This window comes from Arcobacter sp. YIC-80, assembly GCF_044841725.1.
Classification (GTDB): domain Bacteria; phylum Campylobacterota; class Campylobacteria; order Campylobacterales; family Arcobacteraceae; genus Arcobacter_B.
Genome location: NZ_JBJBSI010000004.1, coordinates 65,582 through 81,017, shown reverse-complemented (window position 1 = coordinate 81,017; position 15,436 = coordinate 65,582). Strand labels below are relative to the sequence as shown.

15 protein-coding genes are annotated in these 15,436 nt (G+C 29.1%); 13 read left to right on the top strand and 2 right to left on the bottom strand.

Annotated elements, in window-relative coordinates:
• Window positions 1-73: 73 nt before the first annotated feature.
• Together metE and ACH5BK_RS07415 are read right to left on the bottom strand one after the other, a co-directional pair.
• Complete coding sequence (gene metE, locus ACH5BK_RS07420; RefSeq protein WP_404305985.1) at window positions 74-2,356, bottom strand: 5-methyltetrahydropteroyltriglutamate--homocysteine S-methyltransferase; 2,283 nt, start codon at window positions 2,354-2,356, stop codon at window positions 74-76.
• Between the two features lie 40 nt (window positions 2,357-2,396).
• On the bottom strand, window positions 2,397-2,750 hold the full coding sequence (locus tag ACH5BK_RS07415) for a hypothetical protein (RefSeq protein WP_404305983.1): 354 nt from the start codon (window positions 2,748-2,750) through the stop codon (window positions 2,397-2,399).
• Window positions 2,751-2,846: 96 nt separating this feature from the next.
• Between ACH5BK_RS07415 and trmD the strand changes: the two genes are divergently transcribed.
• From trmD to ACH5BK_RS07350, 13 genes are all read left to right on the top strand, one after another.
• The gene (gene trmD, locus ACH5BK_RS07410) at window positions 2,847-3,536 is read left to right on the top strand and encodes a tRNA (guanosine(37)-N1)-methyltransferase TrmD (protein WP_404305981.1); all 690 of its coding nucleotides are present in this window, start codon (window positions 2,847-2,849) and stop codon (window positions 3,534-3,536) included.
• 54 nt (window positions 3,537-3,590) lie between these two features.
• Window positions 3,591-3,947 (top strand): 50S ribosomal protein L19, encoded by a 357-nt coding sequence (gene rplS / locus ACH5BK_RS07405; protein WP_404305979.1) that lies wholly within the window; start codon window positions 3,591-3,593, stop codon window positions 3,945-3,947.
• Window positions 3,948-3,977: 30 nt separating this feature from the next.
• Window positions 3,978-4,493 carry a hypothetical protein gene (locus ACH5BK_RS07400; RefSeq protein ID WP_404305977.1) on the top strand — a complete coding sequence of 172 codons (516 nt, stop codon included), beginning with the start codon at window positions 3,978-3,980 and terminating at the stop codon, window positions 4,491-4,493.
• 7 nt (window positions 4,494-4,500) lie between these two features.
• Window positions 4,501-5,103, top strand: coding sequence for a DedA family protein (locus tag ACH5BK_RS07395; protein WP_404305975.1), 603 nt, complete (start codon window positions 4,501-4,503; stop codon window positions 5,101-5,103).
• A gap of 51 nt (window positions 5,104-5,154) precedes the next feature.
• On the top strand, window positions 5,155-6,042 hold the full coding sequence (locus tag ACH5BK_RS07390; RefSeq protein WP_404306248.1) for a DMT family transporter: 888 nt from the start codon (window positions 5,155-5,157) through the stop codon (window positions 6,040-6,042).
• Between the two features lie 115 nt (window positions 6,043-6,157).
• The gene (locus ACH5BK_RS07385; RefSeq protein ID WP_404305973.1) at window positions 6,158-6,460 is read left to right on the top strand and encodes a hypothetical protein; all 303 of its coding nucleotides are present in this window, start codon (window positions 6,158-6,160) and stop codon (window positions 6,458-6,460) included.
• Window positions 6,453-7,112, top strand: a complete 660-nt coding sequence (locus tag ACH5BK_RS07380) for a hypothetical protein (protein WP_404305971.1) — start codon at window positions 6,453-6,455, stop codon at window positions 7,110-7,112. The genes ACH5BK_RS07385 and ACH5BK_RS07380 overlap by 8 nt, the downstream gene beginning before the upstream one ends.
• A gap of 35 nt (window positions 7,113-7,147) precedes the next feature.
• Window positions 7,148-8,272 carry a branched-chain amino acid ABC transporter substrate-binding protein gene (locus ACH5BK_RS07375; protein WP_404305969.1) on the top strand — a complete coding sequence of 375 codons (1,125 nt, stop codon included), beginning with the start codon at window positions 7,148-7,150 and terminating at the stop codon, window positions 8,270-8,272.
• A gap of 15 nt (window positions 8,273-8,287) precedes the next feature.
• The gene (locus tag ACH5BK_RS07370) at window positions 8,288-9,190 is read left to right on the top strand and encodes a branched-chain amino acid ABC transporter permease (protein WP_404305967.1); all 903 of its coding nucleotides are present in this window, start codon (window positions 8,288-8,290) and stop codon (window positions 9,188-9,190) included.
• Window positions 9,190-10,155, top strand: a complete 966-nt coding sequence (locus ACH5BK_RS07365) for a branched-chain amino acid ABC transporter permease (protein ID WP_404305965.1) — start codon at window positions 9,190-9,192, stop codon at window positions 10,153-10,155. Before ACH5BK_RS07370 ends, ACH5BK_RS07365 begins: the two co-directional genes overlap by 1 nt.
• Window positions 10,155-10,931 (top strand): ABC transporter ATP-binding protein, encoded by a 777-nt coding sequence (locus ACH5BK_RS07360; protein ID WP_404305963.1) that lies wholly within the window; start codon window positions 10,155-10,157, stop codon window positions 10,929-10,931. Before ACH5BK_RS07365 ends, ACH5BK_RS07360 begins: the two co-directional genes overlap by 1 nt.
• Window positions 10,931-11,653: an ABC transporter ATP-binding protein gene (locus ACH5BK_RS07355; RefSeq protein WP_404305961.1), complete on the top strand. Its 723-nt coding sequence runs from the start codon at window positions 10,931-10,933 to the stop codon at window positions 11,651-11,653. The genes ACH5BK_RS07360 and ACH5BK_RS07355 overlap by 1 nt, the downstream gene beginning before the upstream one ends.
• A 136-nt stretch (window positions 11,654-11,789) precedes the next feature.
• On the top strand, window positions 11,790-15,368 hold the full coding sequence (locus tag ACH5BK_RS07350; protein WP_404305959.1) for a proline dehydrogenase family protein: 3,579 nt from the start codon (window positions 11,790-11,792) through the stop codon (window positions 15,366-15,368).
• Window positions 15,369-15,436: the final 68 nt, after the last annotated feature.

The window sequence follows — 15,436 nt, the reverse complement described above, 5'->3', positions numbered from 1 at the left end:
TAGTTTTGGAAATAATATCTAAAAATAGTTTTTACTCTATTGAAGTAAAAACTATTTTGTTATAAAACTTAACTTAGATACTATTTTTTTCTTTTCTTATTTGTTTTACAGCTTCAACCATATTAATTAAACTTGGTTTAACTTCTTCCCATTTTCTTGTTTTTAATCCACAATCAGGGTTTATCCATAATTGCTCTTTTGGCAATACTTCCAAAAGAAGTTTTATTTGATTTTTTAATTCTTCTACACTTGGAATTCTAGGACTGTGAATATCATAAACTCCAGGCCCAACTTCTTGTTTATATCCAACTTCTTTAAAAATTTTAAGTAGTTCATTACCACTTCTTGCAGTTTCAATTGAAATTACATCTGCATCCATATTTTCTATTGTTTTAATAATATCATTAAACTCACTATAACACATGTGTGTATGAATTTGAGTTTCTTTTTTTGCAGTACTAACGCATATTCTGAAGTCTCTTGTTGCCCAGTTTTCATAATCTTTAATATTCTCAGCTCTTAAAGGGTAACCTTCTTTAAATGCAGCTTCATCAACTTGGATGATTTTAATTCCTTCGTTTTGTAAATCATCAATTTCATCACTAAGTGCAACAGCAATTTGTTTAGATACTTCACTTCTTGGTTTATCATCTCTTACAAAAGACCAGTTTAAAATAGTAACTGGACCTGTTAACATACCTTTCATGATTTTATTAGTTTTACTTTGTGCATAAGTAATCCAATCAACAGTCATAGCTTTTGGTCTGCTAATATCTCCATAAATAAAAGGTGGTTTTACACATCTACTACCGTAAGATTGAACCCATCCATTTTGAGAAAAGCCATAACCTTTTAGTTGTTCACCAAAATATTCAACCATATCATTTCTTTCAGGTTCTCCATGAACTAATACTTCAATTCCACAATCTTCTTGAAAAATAATACAATCATCAATATATTGTTTCATATCTTTCTCATATTGTTCTTTTGAAATTTTACCTTTTTTAAAATCTCTTCTTGACTTTCTAATTTCAGCTGTTTGAGGGAAAGAACCAATTGTAGTTGTTGCTAAATCTTTATATTTTAAGATTTCTTTTTGTAATTTAATTCTTTCTTCATAAGTTCCATCTCTTTCAAGTTTAGAATACTTATTAACTTTTTCTTGTACAAGTTTGTCATGAATTATTTCAGAATTAGCTCTATGATAATTTGCTTGAATATTTTCATCATAAGCATTTTTTTCATCATCATTTAAATAATTAACACCTTCAAAAAATATTTTTGTAATTAAATTTAATTCTTCAAGTTTTTCACAAGCATAAGAAAGCCAACTTTTTATATTATTGTTCATTTTTTCTTCATATTTTAAACTATATGGAGTATGAAGTAGTGAACAAGATGAAGATATAAGTAAGTTTTCTTTTTTTACTTGTTTTGTGATATTACTTAATAGTTCAAGTGTATTTTGAATATTGTTTTTCCAAATATTTCTTCCATCAACAACTCCCGCGATTAGTTTTTTATCACTTTTTGCGATATCTTCTAAAACTTCGAAATTTTTATCTCCATATAAAAAGTCAAGCCCTAAACCATAAATAGGTGTGTTAACTAAAATTTTAGTAGCTTCATTTGAATGTTCAAAATATGTAGTTACAATAATATCAATATTATCAGATGCTTTTGTTAATAAATCATAAGTTGGTTTAATTAAACTTAAAACTTTTACTTCATTATCTTTTGTAAAAATAGGCTCGTCAATTTGAACTGTTATATTATCATCAAGTTTTGATATTTCTTTTAATAGTTCTTCATAAACTGGAAGTATTTTTGAATGAAGTTCATAAACATCTTTATTATCAACTCTTTTTGATAAACCTAAAAATGTTAAAGGACCTATAATATTGATTTTCGTTTTTAAACCAAATTCTTTTGCTTCTTTATATTCACTTATAATTTTTGAAGCATTTAATTTATACTCATCTTCTAGGCTTAACTCTGGAACTATATAGTGATAGTTTGTATTAAACCATTTTGTCATTTCCATTGCTACACTATTTTTGTTTCCTCTTGCCATTGAAAAATATAATTCTTCATCTTTTAAATCTTTAAATCTTTTAGGAACAGCATTTAATAAAACACAAGTATCTAAGACATTATCATATAGTGAAAAATCATTTGATGAAATAAAATTAATTCCTGCTTCTTTTTGATAAGACCAGTGTCTTTGCTTTAATTCTTTAGCTATAACTTCTACTTTTTCAAATGAACATTTATTTGACCAAAACTCTTCTAAAACTTTTTTAAGCTCTCTTTGTTCTCCAATTCTTGGAAATCCTATTACATAGTTTTTTGACATTATTTATCCTTAAATTTATATATTTTTGTTTGTATGGTTATTAATTGATATTTAAAGATAATATTGGAGGGTGTACTCCTGTTCGTCTAAATGCGAAACAAGCAGTATAATATGGACATCTAGGAATAAACTTAAATAAAGTGATAGCTATTTTTGTTTTTTTTCTAAAATGGCAGTCACAATGACAAGGTTTATTATGATTAGTGATAATAGATAAAGTACAAAGTAAATCAGGAGGATCCTCTTCTAATACTTCATCTTCATTTTTAGATGATCTATATCGTAAAGTCTTTTTCGCAATTGTAATTTGGTTTTCAATAGTTTTTTGAACACTATGGGCTAATATACTAGCAAATGTAAAATAGCTTTTTCCAAAACCTCTTGGTGACTTCACAACAATCCTTTCATAAAATTTAGGACAAGAGTATAGCTAATAAAAACTAAACTTAATTTAAAATAAGATAAAATTCCCAAAAAATTAAGGTTTGATTTGAAATTTACATTTGTGACTCTTTTCCCAAATTTAGTAGAACCATATTTTCAAGACTCTATTTTAAAAAGAGCAATTGATTCTAATTTTATTAATTATGAGTTTTATAATCCAAGAGATTATACTAATAATAAACATTTAAAAGTTGATAAGCAAATGGTTGGTGGTGGAGCTGGAATGCTTATGACACCCCAACCACTTTTTGATTGTCTGGATAAAATTAAAGAATCAAATGAAGAAGCCTACATTATTTTTCCTTTAGCAGCTGCTAAACCTTTTAATCAAAATGATGCAAAAAGATTAGCAAAAAAGAAAAATATTGTATTTGTATCTGGAAGATATGAGGGAATTGATGAAAGAGTTATTGAAAAATATGCAAATGAAGTGTTTTCAATTGGTGAGTTTGTTTTAACAGGTGGTGAATTACCATCTTTAGTAATGGCAGATGCAATTTCACGGAATGTTGAAGGTGTTCTTGGTAATTCAGACTCTTTAGTAATGGAAAGTTATGAAAATAATATTTTAGAAGCACCATCCTTTACTAAACCTGAAAATTTTCGTAATTTAAGTGTCATTAAAGAATTCTTAAAGGGAAATCATAGTAAAATAGCCGACTTAAAAAATAATCTGGCTATTTGCAAGACAAAATTTTTTAGACCAGATTTAGTTAAAAATAAAAAAACAAATTAAAAGTGTGATACCCCGCAACTTGCAAATGCGGGCACTTTCACCAAAGGTAAAGACATGAAAAACAGATATATTGCGGCTTTTGAAGCAGCGCAAATTGCAAACAAAGAAATTCCTCAGTTTAGAGCTGGAGATACAGTTAGATTAGGTGTTGAGATTAAAGAAGGTGAGAAAAAAAGAGTTCAAACTTTCGAAGGTATCGTAATTGCAAGAGCTGGTAACGGTGTTGATTCTACATTTACTGTAAGAAAAATTGGAGCTAACTCTGTTGGTGTTGAAAGAATTTTCCCATTATATTCAGAGTCTTTAAAGTCTTTTGAAGTAGTAAGAAGAGGTAGAGTAAGAAGAGCTAAACTTCACTATTTAAGAGGATTAAAAGGTAAAGCTGCAAGAATTAAAGAGCTTAAAAAGTAATTAACTAAGGTTAACCCCTTAGTTTATACTATGTCAAAAATATTAATTCACACTACCTCAAAGGTAGAAGCTAAACCAATTATAGAATTTTTTAATTTGAAAGAATTAAATAGTTCTTTAAAAAATATATATTCTAATGATGATATTTTACTTATCATTTCTGGTACAAGTAAAGAAGAGATTCAAGAGTCATTAAACTATATATTTAATACTTACAATATTTCTAAAGCTTTTGATTTAAGCATTGCTTCTTGTGGTGATGGCTCAATCGCCTTAGGTACACTTTTTTGTACGAACAGATTTATTCATGGACTAAATTTTGCTAATATAACTACTGTTGAAGAGAATTTAGAAAGTGATGAGAATTTAGACACACTTCTTGTTGATAAACAAGCATCTTTTTTCAAAGATAGTTGTAAAGAAAAAATAAAAGACTTTTATATTCTTAAAATTGTATCTGATTATTTTGATGATACAAAACCAAGTAATGAAGAAGTTTTTGAACTTATAAATAATTCTATTGAAAGATGGAAAAAATTAATTTAGGACTCAAATGTTAGCTGATATAGTAAATTTTATTGTTGATACTGTAGGAAGTTTAGGCTATATTGGTATATTCATTATGATGTTTTTGGAAAGTTCTTTTTTCCCTTTTCCCTCAGAAGTAGTAATGGTTCCTGCTGGTTATTTAGCTTATAAAGGTGAGATGAACTTATTTCTTGCTATTTTTTTTGGTATTTTAGGTTCTCTTGCAGGAGCACTTCTAAATTATTTCTTAGCTATAAAATTTGGTAGAAGTTTTTTAGTTAAGTATGGTAAATATTTTTTTATAAAAGAAGAGACTATTGTAAAAATGGAAGAGTTTTTCAAAAGTCATGGCCACATATCAACTTTTTCAGGAAGATTAATCCCAGCTGTTAGACAATATATTTCTTTTCCAGCAGGTCTTGCTAGAATGAACTTACTTGTTTTTTCTATTTATACTACACTTGGTGCAGGTATTTGGGTTATTGTTTTAACTCTACTTGGATACTATATTGGAGATAATGAAGCCTTAGTTAAAGAGTATTTACGATATATAATTATATCTATTTTACTTTGCCTTGCATTCTTAGGTTTTTGGTATTATAAAAAGATTAAAAAAGTAAAAGTTTAAGAAATAAACATATAATTTTTATGTTACAATTCTTTTTTTAAAGGATTTAACATTAATACTCAATCAACTGCATACAAGTATGCGCTAATAGCAATATTTTTTTGGTCTACCGTAGCAACAGCTTTTAAAGTTTCACTATCGTATTTAACTCCTTATGAACTCGTATTATATGCTTCTTTTAGTTCAACTATTATATTATCATTTGTTATTATTTATGAAAAAAAATTTACTTTAGTAAAAGAACACATAAAGTCAAACTTTAAAAATGTATTTTTGTTAGGACTTATAAATCCTTTTTTATATTACCTTGTATTATTTAAAGCCTATGATTTGCTACCTGCTCAAGAAGCACAAGCTATTAATTATACTTGGGCTTTAATGTTAGCTTTTTTATCAGTAATATTTTTAAAACAAAAACTAACAATAAATGATATAGTTGCAGGTATTATTTGTTATTTTGGTGTTTTAATTATATCAACAAAGGGTGAACCTTTTTCTTTAAACTTCTCAAATCTTGATGGAGTTTTTCTAGCCTTATTATCTACGGTTCTTTGGTCTATGTATTGGATTTTAAATACAAAATCAAAGGTTGATCCAATTGTAGGGTTATTTAGTAATTTTTTAATTTCTCTTCCAATTATAAGTATATATTTTTTATTAACACAGCCACTTAGTATTCCTTCTTTAAATGGTATATTAGCTGCTAGTTATGTTGGTATGTTTGAAATGGGAATTACCTTTTTATTTTGGTTAAAAGCTATGCAAAGTGCTACTTCAACATCAAAAATAGCTAATTTGATTTTTATTTCTCCTTTTTTGTCTTTAGTATTCATATATTTTATTGTTGGAGAAGAAATATATATATCAACAGTTATTGGATTAAGTACAATTGTATTTGGCTTAGTAATTCAACAGCTAAAATTTAAGAAAAATAGCTAAAATTGTAAGTTAAATAGCAATAGAATAGCATTTGACACTTTTTTGTAACAATTGTACAAAAAGTATATAATTTCACTATAAAAATTAAGACTCAGTTAAGTTTTGCTATGAAATAATGACTAAAGAAATAAAAGTAGTACTAAAAGTAGTACTAATAAATATTTATAGAGTTAAAGAAATGGCAAAGCAAAAAAATAAAAGAACTGTAATTCAAAAAGTTATTAACAACCATCTTAAGAGTAATAAAAAAGAGATATCTCAATTAACTATTAAAATTGATAAAAGGTTAGATAATGCTTTAATTGTTTTAAGTCAATCCTTAAATATTTCAAAAAATAGACTTATTGAAGATATTCTTTGTGAAAGTGGAATAATTCAAGAAGTTGATGAAAATTATATAGGACAAGATAATGAATAACTTTCCTAAGCAAGAAGAAGTTATAGAAGCAGTTCTTACAGGAATGGAAACTGCAAAGAAAAACTACTCTTTTTGGACAGCTGATGAGTTATATTTATCTTATGCTCCTGCTAAGTTTCTTACTATTCATGTTTCTCAAGAAATTGCGAAACTTCAAAATCCACCAGAGATTTTTATAGATGCAACAATCGCAGATATTTTAAGATGTTCTCTTCCTAAAAGAGATGCTTTTAGAGAATTTATGAAAAAGCATTATTTAACACCAGATGTAATTTGTCTTACTTTAGATGAAAGATTTGAGCATAAAAGTGATAATGATTCTATTTCTAGAGTAATTATGAGTATAAAAAATGGTGTTAGAAATGTTCAAGAAGAGTATAAAAATGATGTTGAAACAATGTGTAAAATGCTTGCACGTGATAAAAAAGAAGATTCAACACTAGATTATGCAGTTTTTGCATTTTATTTAGATATCTCAAATACAGCTAGAAAAAAAAGTGAAAAAAGATTAGAAGAGATAATTGAAGCTTTTGATAAGATTGTTTCAGTGCATAAAAATTTAAAATCAAGTTTTAAAGGAGGCGAGATTAAAAAGATAGACAACATTGGTGAATGGTGTGTAGGTTGTTATATTATAGAGCCTACTTTTTAAAATAGTTAAAATCAAAAAAATTTAAGGAGAGATATATGAATTTTAAAAAATTAACAGGTGCATTAGCACTAAGTGCAGTAGTAGCAAGTTCTTTAGTAGCTGCTGATACAGTTAAAATTGGTGTACAAGCACCTATTACAGGTAAGTATGCAAATGAGGGACAAAGTATTGAGAATTTTGTAAAACTTATTGTAGATGAAAAAAATGCACAAGGTGGATTACTAGGTAAACAAATTGAAGTTGTTACTTGTGATGATGAAGCAAAAGCTCAAAAAGCAGCTGTTTGTGCTAAAAAATTAGTAAATGAAGGTGTTTTTGCTGTAATTGGTTCATATACATCAGGTGCAACGGAAGCTGCACAAACTACTTATTATAGAAGTAAAGTTTTACAAACTTCTGATGGAACAAGTGATTCTTTAATCAAAAGAAAATATTGGACTTTCTTTAGAAACTCATTTCCAAATTCATCTCAAAGTGATTTTACAGCAGATTATATGGTAAACACAAAAAAATACAAAAAAATTGTTGTTTTATCTGATTATTCATCTTATTCATCAGGACTTGGTGATGCAACAGAAGCTTCTGTTAAAGCACTTGGTGGAAATGTAGTATTTAGAGGGAAAATAAAATCAGGAACTCAAAACTTTACAGCAATGCTTACAAAAGTTAAAGCAATGAATCCAGATGTAATTTATTATTCAGGATATTATACTGATGGTGGATTATTAAGAGCTCAACAAAAACAATTACAAATTAATGCTGATTTCATTGGTGGAGATTCAAATGATAACCCTGATTTCTATAAGTTAGCTGGTAAAGCTGCTGAGGGTACAGTTTTAATAAACTTCCCAACACCAGAAATTTTACCTTATGAAGCTGCAAAAAAATATCTTGCTGCATACAAAGCTGAATTTAAAATGGATCCTCCATCAATTTGGCCTGTTACAAATGCAGATGGTTTAAGAGCAATAATTGAAGGTGTTGAAAAAACTAAATCATTTGATACTAAAAAGATTTCAGATTATATTAGAAATGATATGAAAGATTATCCAGGTATTACAGGACCATTTAATATTAGAGAAGATGGTGAGAGAGTTGGTGCTAAATTTGTAGTTTATAAAATGAAAAATGATGGTACTAAAAAAGTAGTTACTGAATAATAAGGCTTTAATAATATGGATATTTTTCTTCAACAGTTAATTAATGGTTTAACTATAGGAAGTTTATATGCATTAGTAGCTTTAGGCTATACAATGGTTTACGGTGTGATGAAGTTAATCAACTTCGCACACGGTGACCTTGTTGCCTTTTCTGCTTATGTTGGACTTACTATTTTTACTCAATTTTATGGCTCAAATGCACTGAACTTAGTAAACATTGTAATAGTGTTTTCTTTAACAGCAGTTATTGTAGCTTTTGTGGGTGTTCTTCTTGAGCGTCTAGCATACAGGCCTTTAAGAACTGCACCAAGGTTAAGTGCAGTAGTTTCTGCACTTGGAGCTTCTTTAGTGATTCAAAATGGAATTATGCTGATTTGGGGACCAAATATGGAGATTTTCCCATCAGATGTTTTCCCTAATACTTCTTGGACATTTGGTACTGTAGTAATTTCATTTACACAAATGGTAATTTTAGCCCTATCAGCAGTGTTAATGATTGCTTTATATATTTTCATTAATAAAACAAAAATGGGTACAGCAATTAGAGCTACTGCAATAGATCAAGATGCTGCAAAACTTATGGGTATTAATGTAAATAGAATTATTATGATTATTTTCATTGTGGGATCAATGCTTGGGGCAATTGGTGGTTTATTTATTGGAATTTACTATAGAGGTTTAACATTTGATATGGGATGGCTTTATGGATTAAATGCCTTTATTGCGGCTATTATTGGTGGAATTGGTTCAATTCCAGGAGCAATGTTAGGTGGTTTATTACTTGGATTATTTAATGCAATGATTGCAGGATATATTTCAACAGAATGGGCTGAAACATTTACATTTATTTTATTAATTGTAATTTTAATACTAAGACCTACAGGTATTCTTGGTGAAAAAACAGCGGAGAAAGTATAATGAATAGAACTACAAGTATAGCTGTACTATTTTTAGTTGTAATGGCTATTTTCCCGTTTTTAGTTGACTCTGCTTGGTTAAGTATTGGTATTACATTTTTAGTATTTGCAGTTGTTGCTTTCTCTCAAGATATTATTTTAGGACGTGCTGGTATTTTTAATATGGGTCATGCTATTTTCTTTGGTATGGGTGCATATACAACAGCTATTTTAAATGTACATTTTGGCTTTGAAATTATTGCAACTATTCCATTTGCAATTATCATACCAGTAATCTTTTCAATTTTATTAGCAGGTCCAATTATTCACTTAAGAGGTGATTATTTACTTGTTGCAACAATTGGATTTAATATTATCTTTGAACAAGTTTTATCAAATGATGTATTTGGTTTAACTGGTGGTCCAAATGGTATTTTTGGTATTGATGTAGTAAGAATATTTGGATATGAGTTATGGTCTGATACTTCTATTTATTATATGGCATTTGGTTTATTACTAATTACTTTATTGATTATTAGAAACCTTGATACTTCAAGATATGGAAGAGCATTATATTATATAAATAAAAATGAAATTGCAGCAAAATCAATGGGAATTAATATCTCATACTACAAGCTATTTGCATTTGCTTTAGGTGCTGCTATTGCAGGTGCTGCAGGTGCTGTTTTTGCTATTCAGTATTCAGCTGTATCTCCTGAATCATTTAATTTTATGCAATCTGTTATGTTCTTTGCTATTGTTCTTGTTGGTGGATCTGCTTCACTTCCAGGAATTATAATAGGAACTTTCGTAATGTTTGTATTACCTGAGTTATTTACTGAATTTAAAGAATCAAGATACTTGATTTTTGGTGCTGCTATGGTTTTAACAATGATTTTAAGACCAAATGGTGTATGGCCAGCTAAGTTTGGAAATATTCCAAGGTTCTTAAAAAAGAAAGCTGCTAAATTAAAGGAGAATAAATAATGAAATATGTATTAGAAATTGAGAATGTTTCAAAATTTTTCCATGGTTTAGTTGCTATTGATGATTTAACTATAAAAGTAAAACCAGGTCAAATTTATGGAATTATTGGTCCAAATGGAGCTGGTAAAACTACATTGTTTAACTGTGTAACTGGTATTTATACTCCTGAGAAGGGAACTATTAAATATAAGGGTGAAAATATTACAGGAATGAGTCCTCATAAAATTGCTCAAAGAGGAGTTTTAAGAACTTTTCAAAATATTAGATTATTTAAAGAGATGAGTGTTGCTGAAAATATTATTGCAGGAACTCATACAAAATCTAATCAAAAATGGTACCACTCAATTATTCATACTCCTGCTTATAAAAAAGACGAGTTAAAACATTGGCAAAAAGTTGAAGAATTAATGGATTTTTTTGGTTTAAGTAAATATGCAGATACTCCAGCAGGTGATTTATCTTATGGTAATCAAAGAAAAATTGAAATGGCAAGAGCACTTGCTGCTAATCCAGAGATTTTAATTTTAGATGAGCCAGCAGCAGGACTTAATGAAAATGAAACAATTGAATTAACAAATATCATCTTAAAAATTAAAGAGATGGGACTTGGTATTATGATGATTGAGCATGATATGGAAATGGTTATGAAATTAACTGACTATATTACTGTTATTAACTTTGGAAAAGAGATTTCTCAAGGTGAGCCTTCATTTGTTCAAGATGATCCAAGAGTTGTTGAAGCATATATTGGAACAGATGATGAGGAGGATGAATAATGGTAAATAATGAGATTTTATTAGATATAAAAGATCTTCATGTATCTTATGGGGCAATTGCAGCTATTAAAGGTATATCTTTACAAGTTAGAAGAGGTGAGGTAGTTACAATTCTTGGTGCTAATGGTGCTGGAAAAACTACAACTCTACAGACTATTTCAGGACTTTTAAAACCAAAATCTGGACATATTGTTTTTGATAAAAATGATATTACAAAATGTGAAGCTCATGATATCGTAAGTCTGGGAATGTCTCACTCTCCAGAAGGAAGAAGAGTTTTTGGAATTTTAACAGTTGAAGAAAACTTAATGATGGGTGCATATACTTTAAAAGACCATGATAAAGAGACTTTAGAGTGGATTTATGACATTCTTCCAAGATTAAAAGAAAGACGAAAGCAACTTGCAGGAACGCTTTCAGGTGGTGAGCAACAAATGCTTGCAATTGGTAGGGCAATTATGTCTAAACCAAAACTATTAATCCTTGATGAACCCTCACTTGGATTAGCTCCAATTTTAATTAAAGCAATTTTTAAAGCAGTAAAAGAAATTGCTCAAAGTGGAGTAACTGTTCTTTTAGTAGAACAAAATGCAAAAGCTGCTTTAAAATTAGCAGATAGAGCTTATGTACTTGAAGTTGGTAAAATTACTCACGAAGGTACAGCACAAGAGTTGTTAAATTCAAAAACAATTCAAGAAGCATATTTAGGGAAAAAACATTAATTTGAAGAAGAAAAATATTTAAGTAGCAAGAGGGACATACTTGGCGGTTGCTTCCCTCTTACGAGCACAAATGAAAGTGTGCGCTCTAAGCTACTTAAAATTCATTTAAAAAACAATAAATTTTAAGGAAAGATAGATGAAAAATGAACAAGAATTAATAGAATCATCAATAAAGTTAGCTCAAAAATGGCAAAACAGAGCAACTGAACTAGTAAGTGATTGGGATAGGGAATTTTATGTAAAGATGAATAAAATGCTTGAACATCCAGAAGATAAAGCATTATTAATTGAGCTAATGGATCAATGTTTTAGATGTGAATCAAATGCTAGAGTTGCAGATCAAATTATATTCTTATTAGAAAAACATGGTATGGCACATTTTTTTACTACAAAAGATAAATCTCTTTTATGGTTATTTAAAAATTTTGGTAAATTTTTGCCTGATTTATCAGTTCCTATGTTTGTTAATCAAATTAGAGAAGATACAAAAACTGTTGTTTTAAAAGGTGAAGATGAACCATTTAATAAACATCTTAAAATGAGAAAATCAGAAGGTACTAGAGTAAATGTAAATCTTATTGGGGAAGTTGTACTTGGAGAAGAAGAAGCACAAGAGAGAATTGAAAAATATCTAAAAGCTTTAGAAAATCCAAATATTGATTATATTTCTATTAAAATTTCAACTATCTATTCACAAATTAATCCATTGAATTTTGAAGGAACAGTTCAAACTTTAGTTCAAAAACTAACTAGAATTTATGAGCAAGCACAAAAATACCCTTATGTAGCTGCTGATGGTATAAAATCAAATAAGTTTATTAATCTTGATATGGAAGAGTATAGAGATTTAGATATTACTGTTGAGGTATTTAAAAGAACTTTAGATTTACCACAGTTTAAAGATTTTTATGCAGGAATAGTACTTCAAGCATATATTCCAGATTCATTTTTAGTTCAAAAAGATTTATGCCAATGGGCTAAAAAAAGAGTTGAAAATGGTGGTTCACCTATTAAGTTTAGACTTGTAAAAGGTGCTAATATGGAGATGGAGGAAACAGAAGCATCTCAAAAGCATTGGGAAATGGTAACTTATACTGATAAAAGTGATACAGATTCTAACTATAAAAGAATGATAAGATATGCTCTTCAAAGTGAAAATGCACCATTTATGCATGTTGGAACAGGTTCTCATAACTTATTTGAACAAGCTTTTGCTGTAGAGTTGGCAAATGCTAATAAGACTTCTGAGTATCATACTATTGAAATGTTAGAAGGTATGAGCGAACCTGCTAGACTTGCTATTAAAGAGATTTCAAAAAATGCAATTTTATATGGTCCAACAGCTTCAAAGGAACAATTTACAAATGCAATTGCTTATTTAGTAAGAAGACTTGATGAGAATACAGGACCAAATAACTTTATTAGATATTCTTTTGGTCTTGAAGTTGGTTCAAGAGATTGGAAAATGCAAGAAGCTTTATTTAGAAAATCTTTTATAAATGAAAAAACATCTTATGTTGGTGCAAAAAGACAACAAAATAGATTAGAAGAGAACTTTGAGAACTTTATGGGTTCTTCTTATGATACAGGTGATTACCATGCAGAAGCTGATACAGACTTTGTACTTCCAGCAAATCAAGAATGGGCAAAAAATATTGTAAAAAAATGGAAATTCTCAAAAGACACTGAACATAAAATTACTCCTGTTGTAGTTGGAGGTGAGGATTTAACACAAGATAGAAAAATTGTTGAAGCTATTGATAAGTCTCAATTAAAAGAGGGTGTTTTAGCAGGTAAGTTTGCGAATGCAACTGCTGATGATTTAAAAAGAGCTGTTGATGTTGCAAAAGCTGATGTTGACGGATGGAGAAGTTTATCTCATAGTCAAAGACATGCTATGCTTAAACAAGCAGCTATAAAAGTGCGTGAGAGAAGAGATGATTTAATTGGAGTAGCTGCAGCTGAGGTTGGTAAGGTATTTACAGAAACTGATGTTGAAGTTTCAGAAGCAGTTGATTTTATTGAATTTTATTCACATAGTGCACAATACTGGGATAAGTATGAAAATTTAGAGTTTTCAGGAAAGGGTGTAGGAGTTGTTGTTCCTCCTTGGAATTTCCCAGTTGCTATTCCTTTAGGTGGTGTGGCTTCTATTTTGGCTGCTGGAAATACTGTAATTATTAAACCTGCGTCAGTTGCTGCTTTAACTGCTTATGAAATGTGCAAATGTTTTTGGGATGCTGGTATTTCTAAAAATGTTTTACAGTTTGTTCCTTGTCCAGGAAGACTTGCAGGGGAACATTTAATAGCAAATAAAGATGTTGATTTTGTGATTTTAACAGGTGGTGAAGATACTGCTTATAGTATGTTAGAAACAAGACCAGATTTATTCTTAACAGCTGAAACTGGTGGAAAAGATGCAACAATTGTAACAAATATGGCAGATAGAGAGCAAGCTGTTAAAAATGTGTGTTTAAGTGCTTTTAATAACTCAGGACAAAAGTGTAGTGCAACATCTTTACTTGTATTAGAAGAGGAAGTTTATAATGATAAGTCATTTAGAAAAGCTTTAATTGATACAGCAAAATCTATGAGTGTTGGTTCTGTTTGGGATTTTAAAAATAGAATAGGAACTTTAGCAAATCCAGTTGGAGGGGCTTTAAAACAAGCAATTAGTGAACTTGAAGGAAATGAAGAATGGGCATTAGCACCAGAGTATGCTAATGATAATGAGTTTATGTTAAAACCTGCTATTAAGTGGGGAGTTGAAGAGGGCAATTTTATTCATAAAAATGAATTATTTGGACCAGTACTTGCTGTTATGAAAGCAAGAGATTTAAAACATGCTGTAAAAATTGTAAATGATACAGGTTATGGGTTAACTTCAGGAATTGAATCTTTAGATGAAAGAGAAGTTGAGTACTGGAAAGCTAATTTAAAAGCTGGTAATCTTTATGTAAATAGAGGAACTACAGGTGCAATTGTATTAAGACAACCTTTTGGTGGTATGGGTAAATCTGCTATTGGTGCAGGTAGAAAAGTAGGAATTTATAACTATATAACTCAATTTGTTGATTATAATGAAACAAAAACACCAAGTGTTAGCAGAAGATATAATTCAGATTTAGCAAGTTTTATTGAAAGTTGTGCAAAAACAAATAATAACAAAGAAGACTTTGAGAAACTTGGTGTTGCTTTACAGTCATATTATGAAAATTATGAAAATGAGTTTAGCCAAGAAAAAGATTATTGTAAAGTAAGAGGTGAAGATAATCATTTCAGATATATTCCTTTAAAAAATGTATTAATTAGAGTATCTAGTGATGATACTTTATTTGAAGCAGTATCAAGAATTCTAGCTGCAAGAGTTTCTGGGGTTCATTTTAAAGTTTCAATCGAAAATAATAATCTAGTAAAAGATTTCCTAGAGGCAAATAAGTCTGAGTTATTCACTTCAAGAGATAGCTTAGTTGAACAAAGTGAAAATGAAATGATGAAGCATATTTCTTCTTATGATAGAATAATATATTCTGATATTTCAAAGGTTAGTTCTGCTGTATTTGAAGAAGCAGCTAAAACAGTGACTTTTATTATTAGAGCAAAACCTATGATGGAAGGAAGATTAGAACTTCTTAACTATTTCATAGAACAATCAGTTTCTCATTCATACCATAGATATGGAAATATAGGTGCAAGAGAAATTAACAATCAATAAGAGAGTTTTCTCTCTTATTGATAAGAAAAATTAATACATACTTCATCGCTTTTTAACTGCTTTACCTA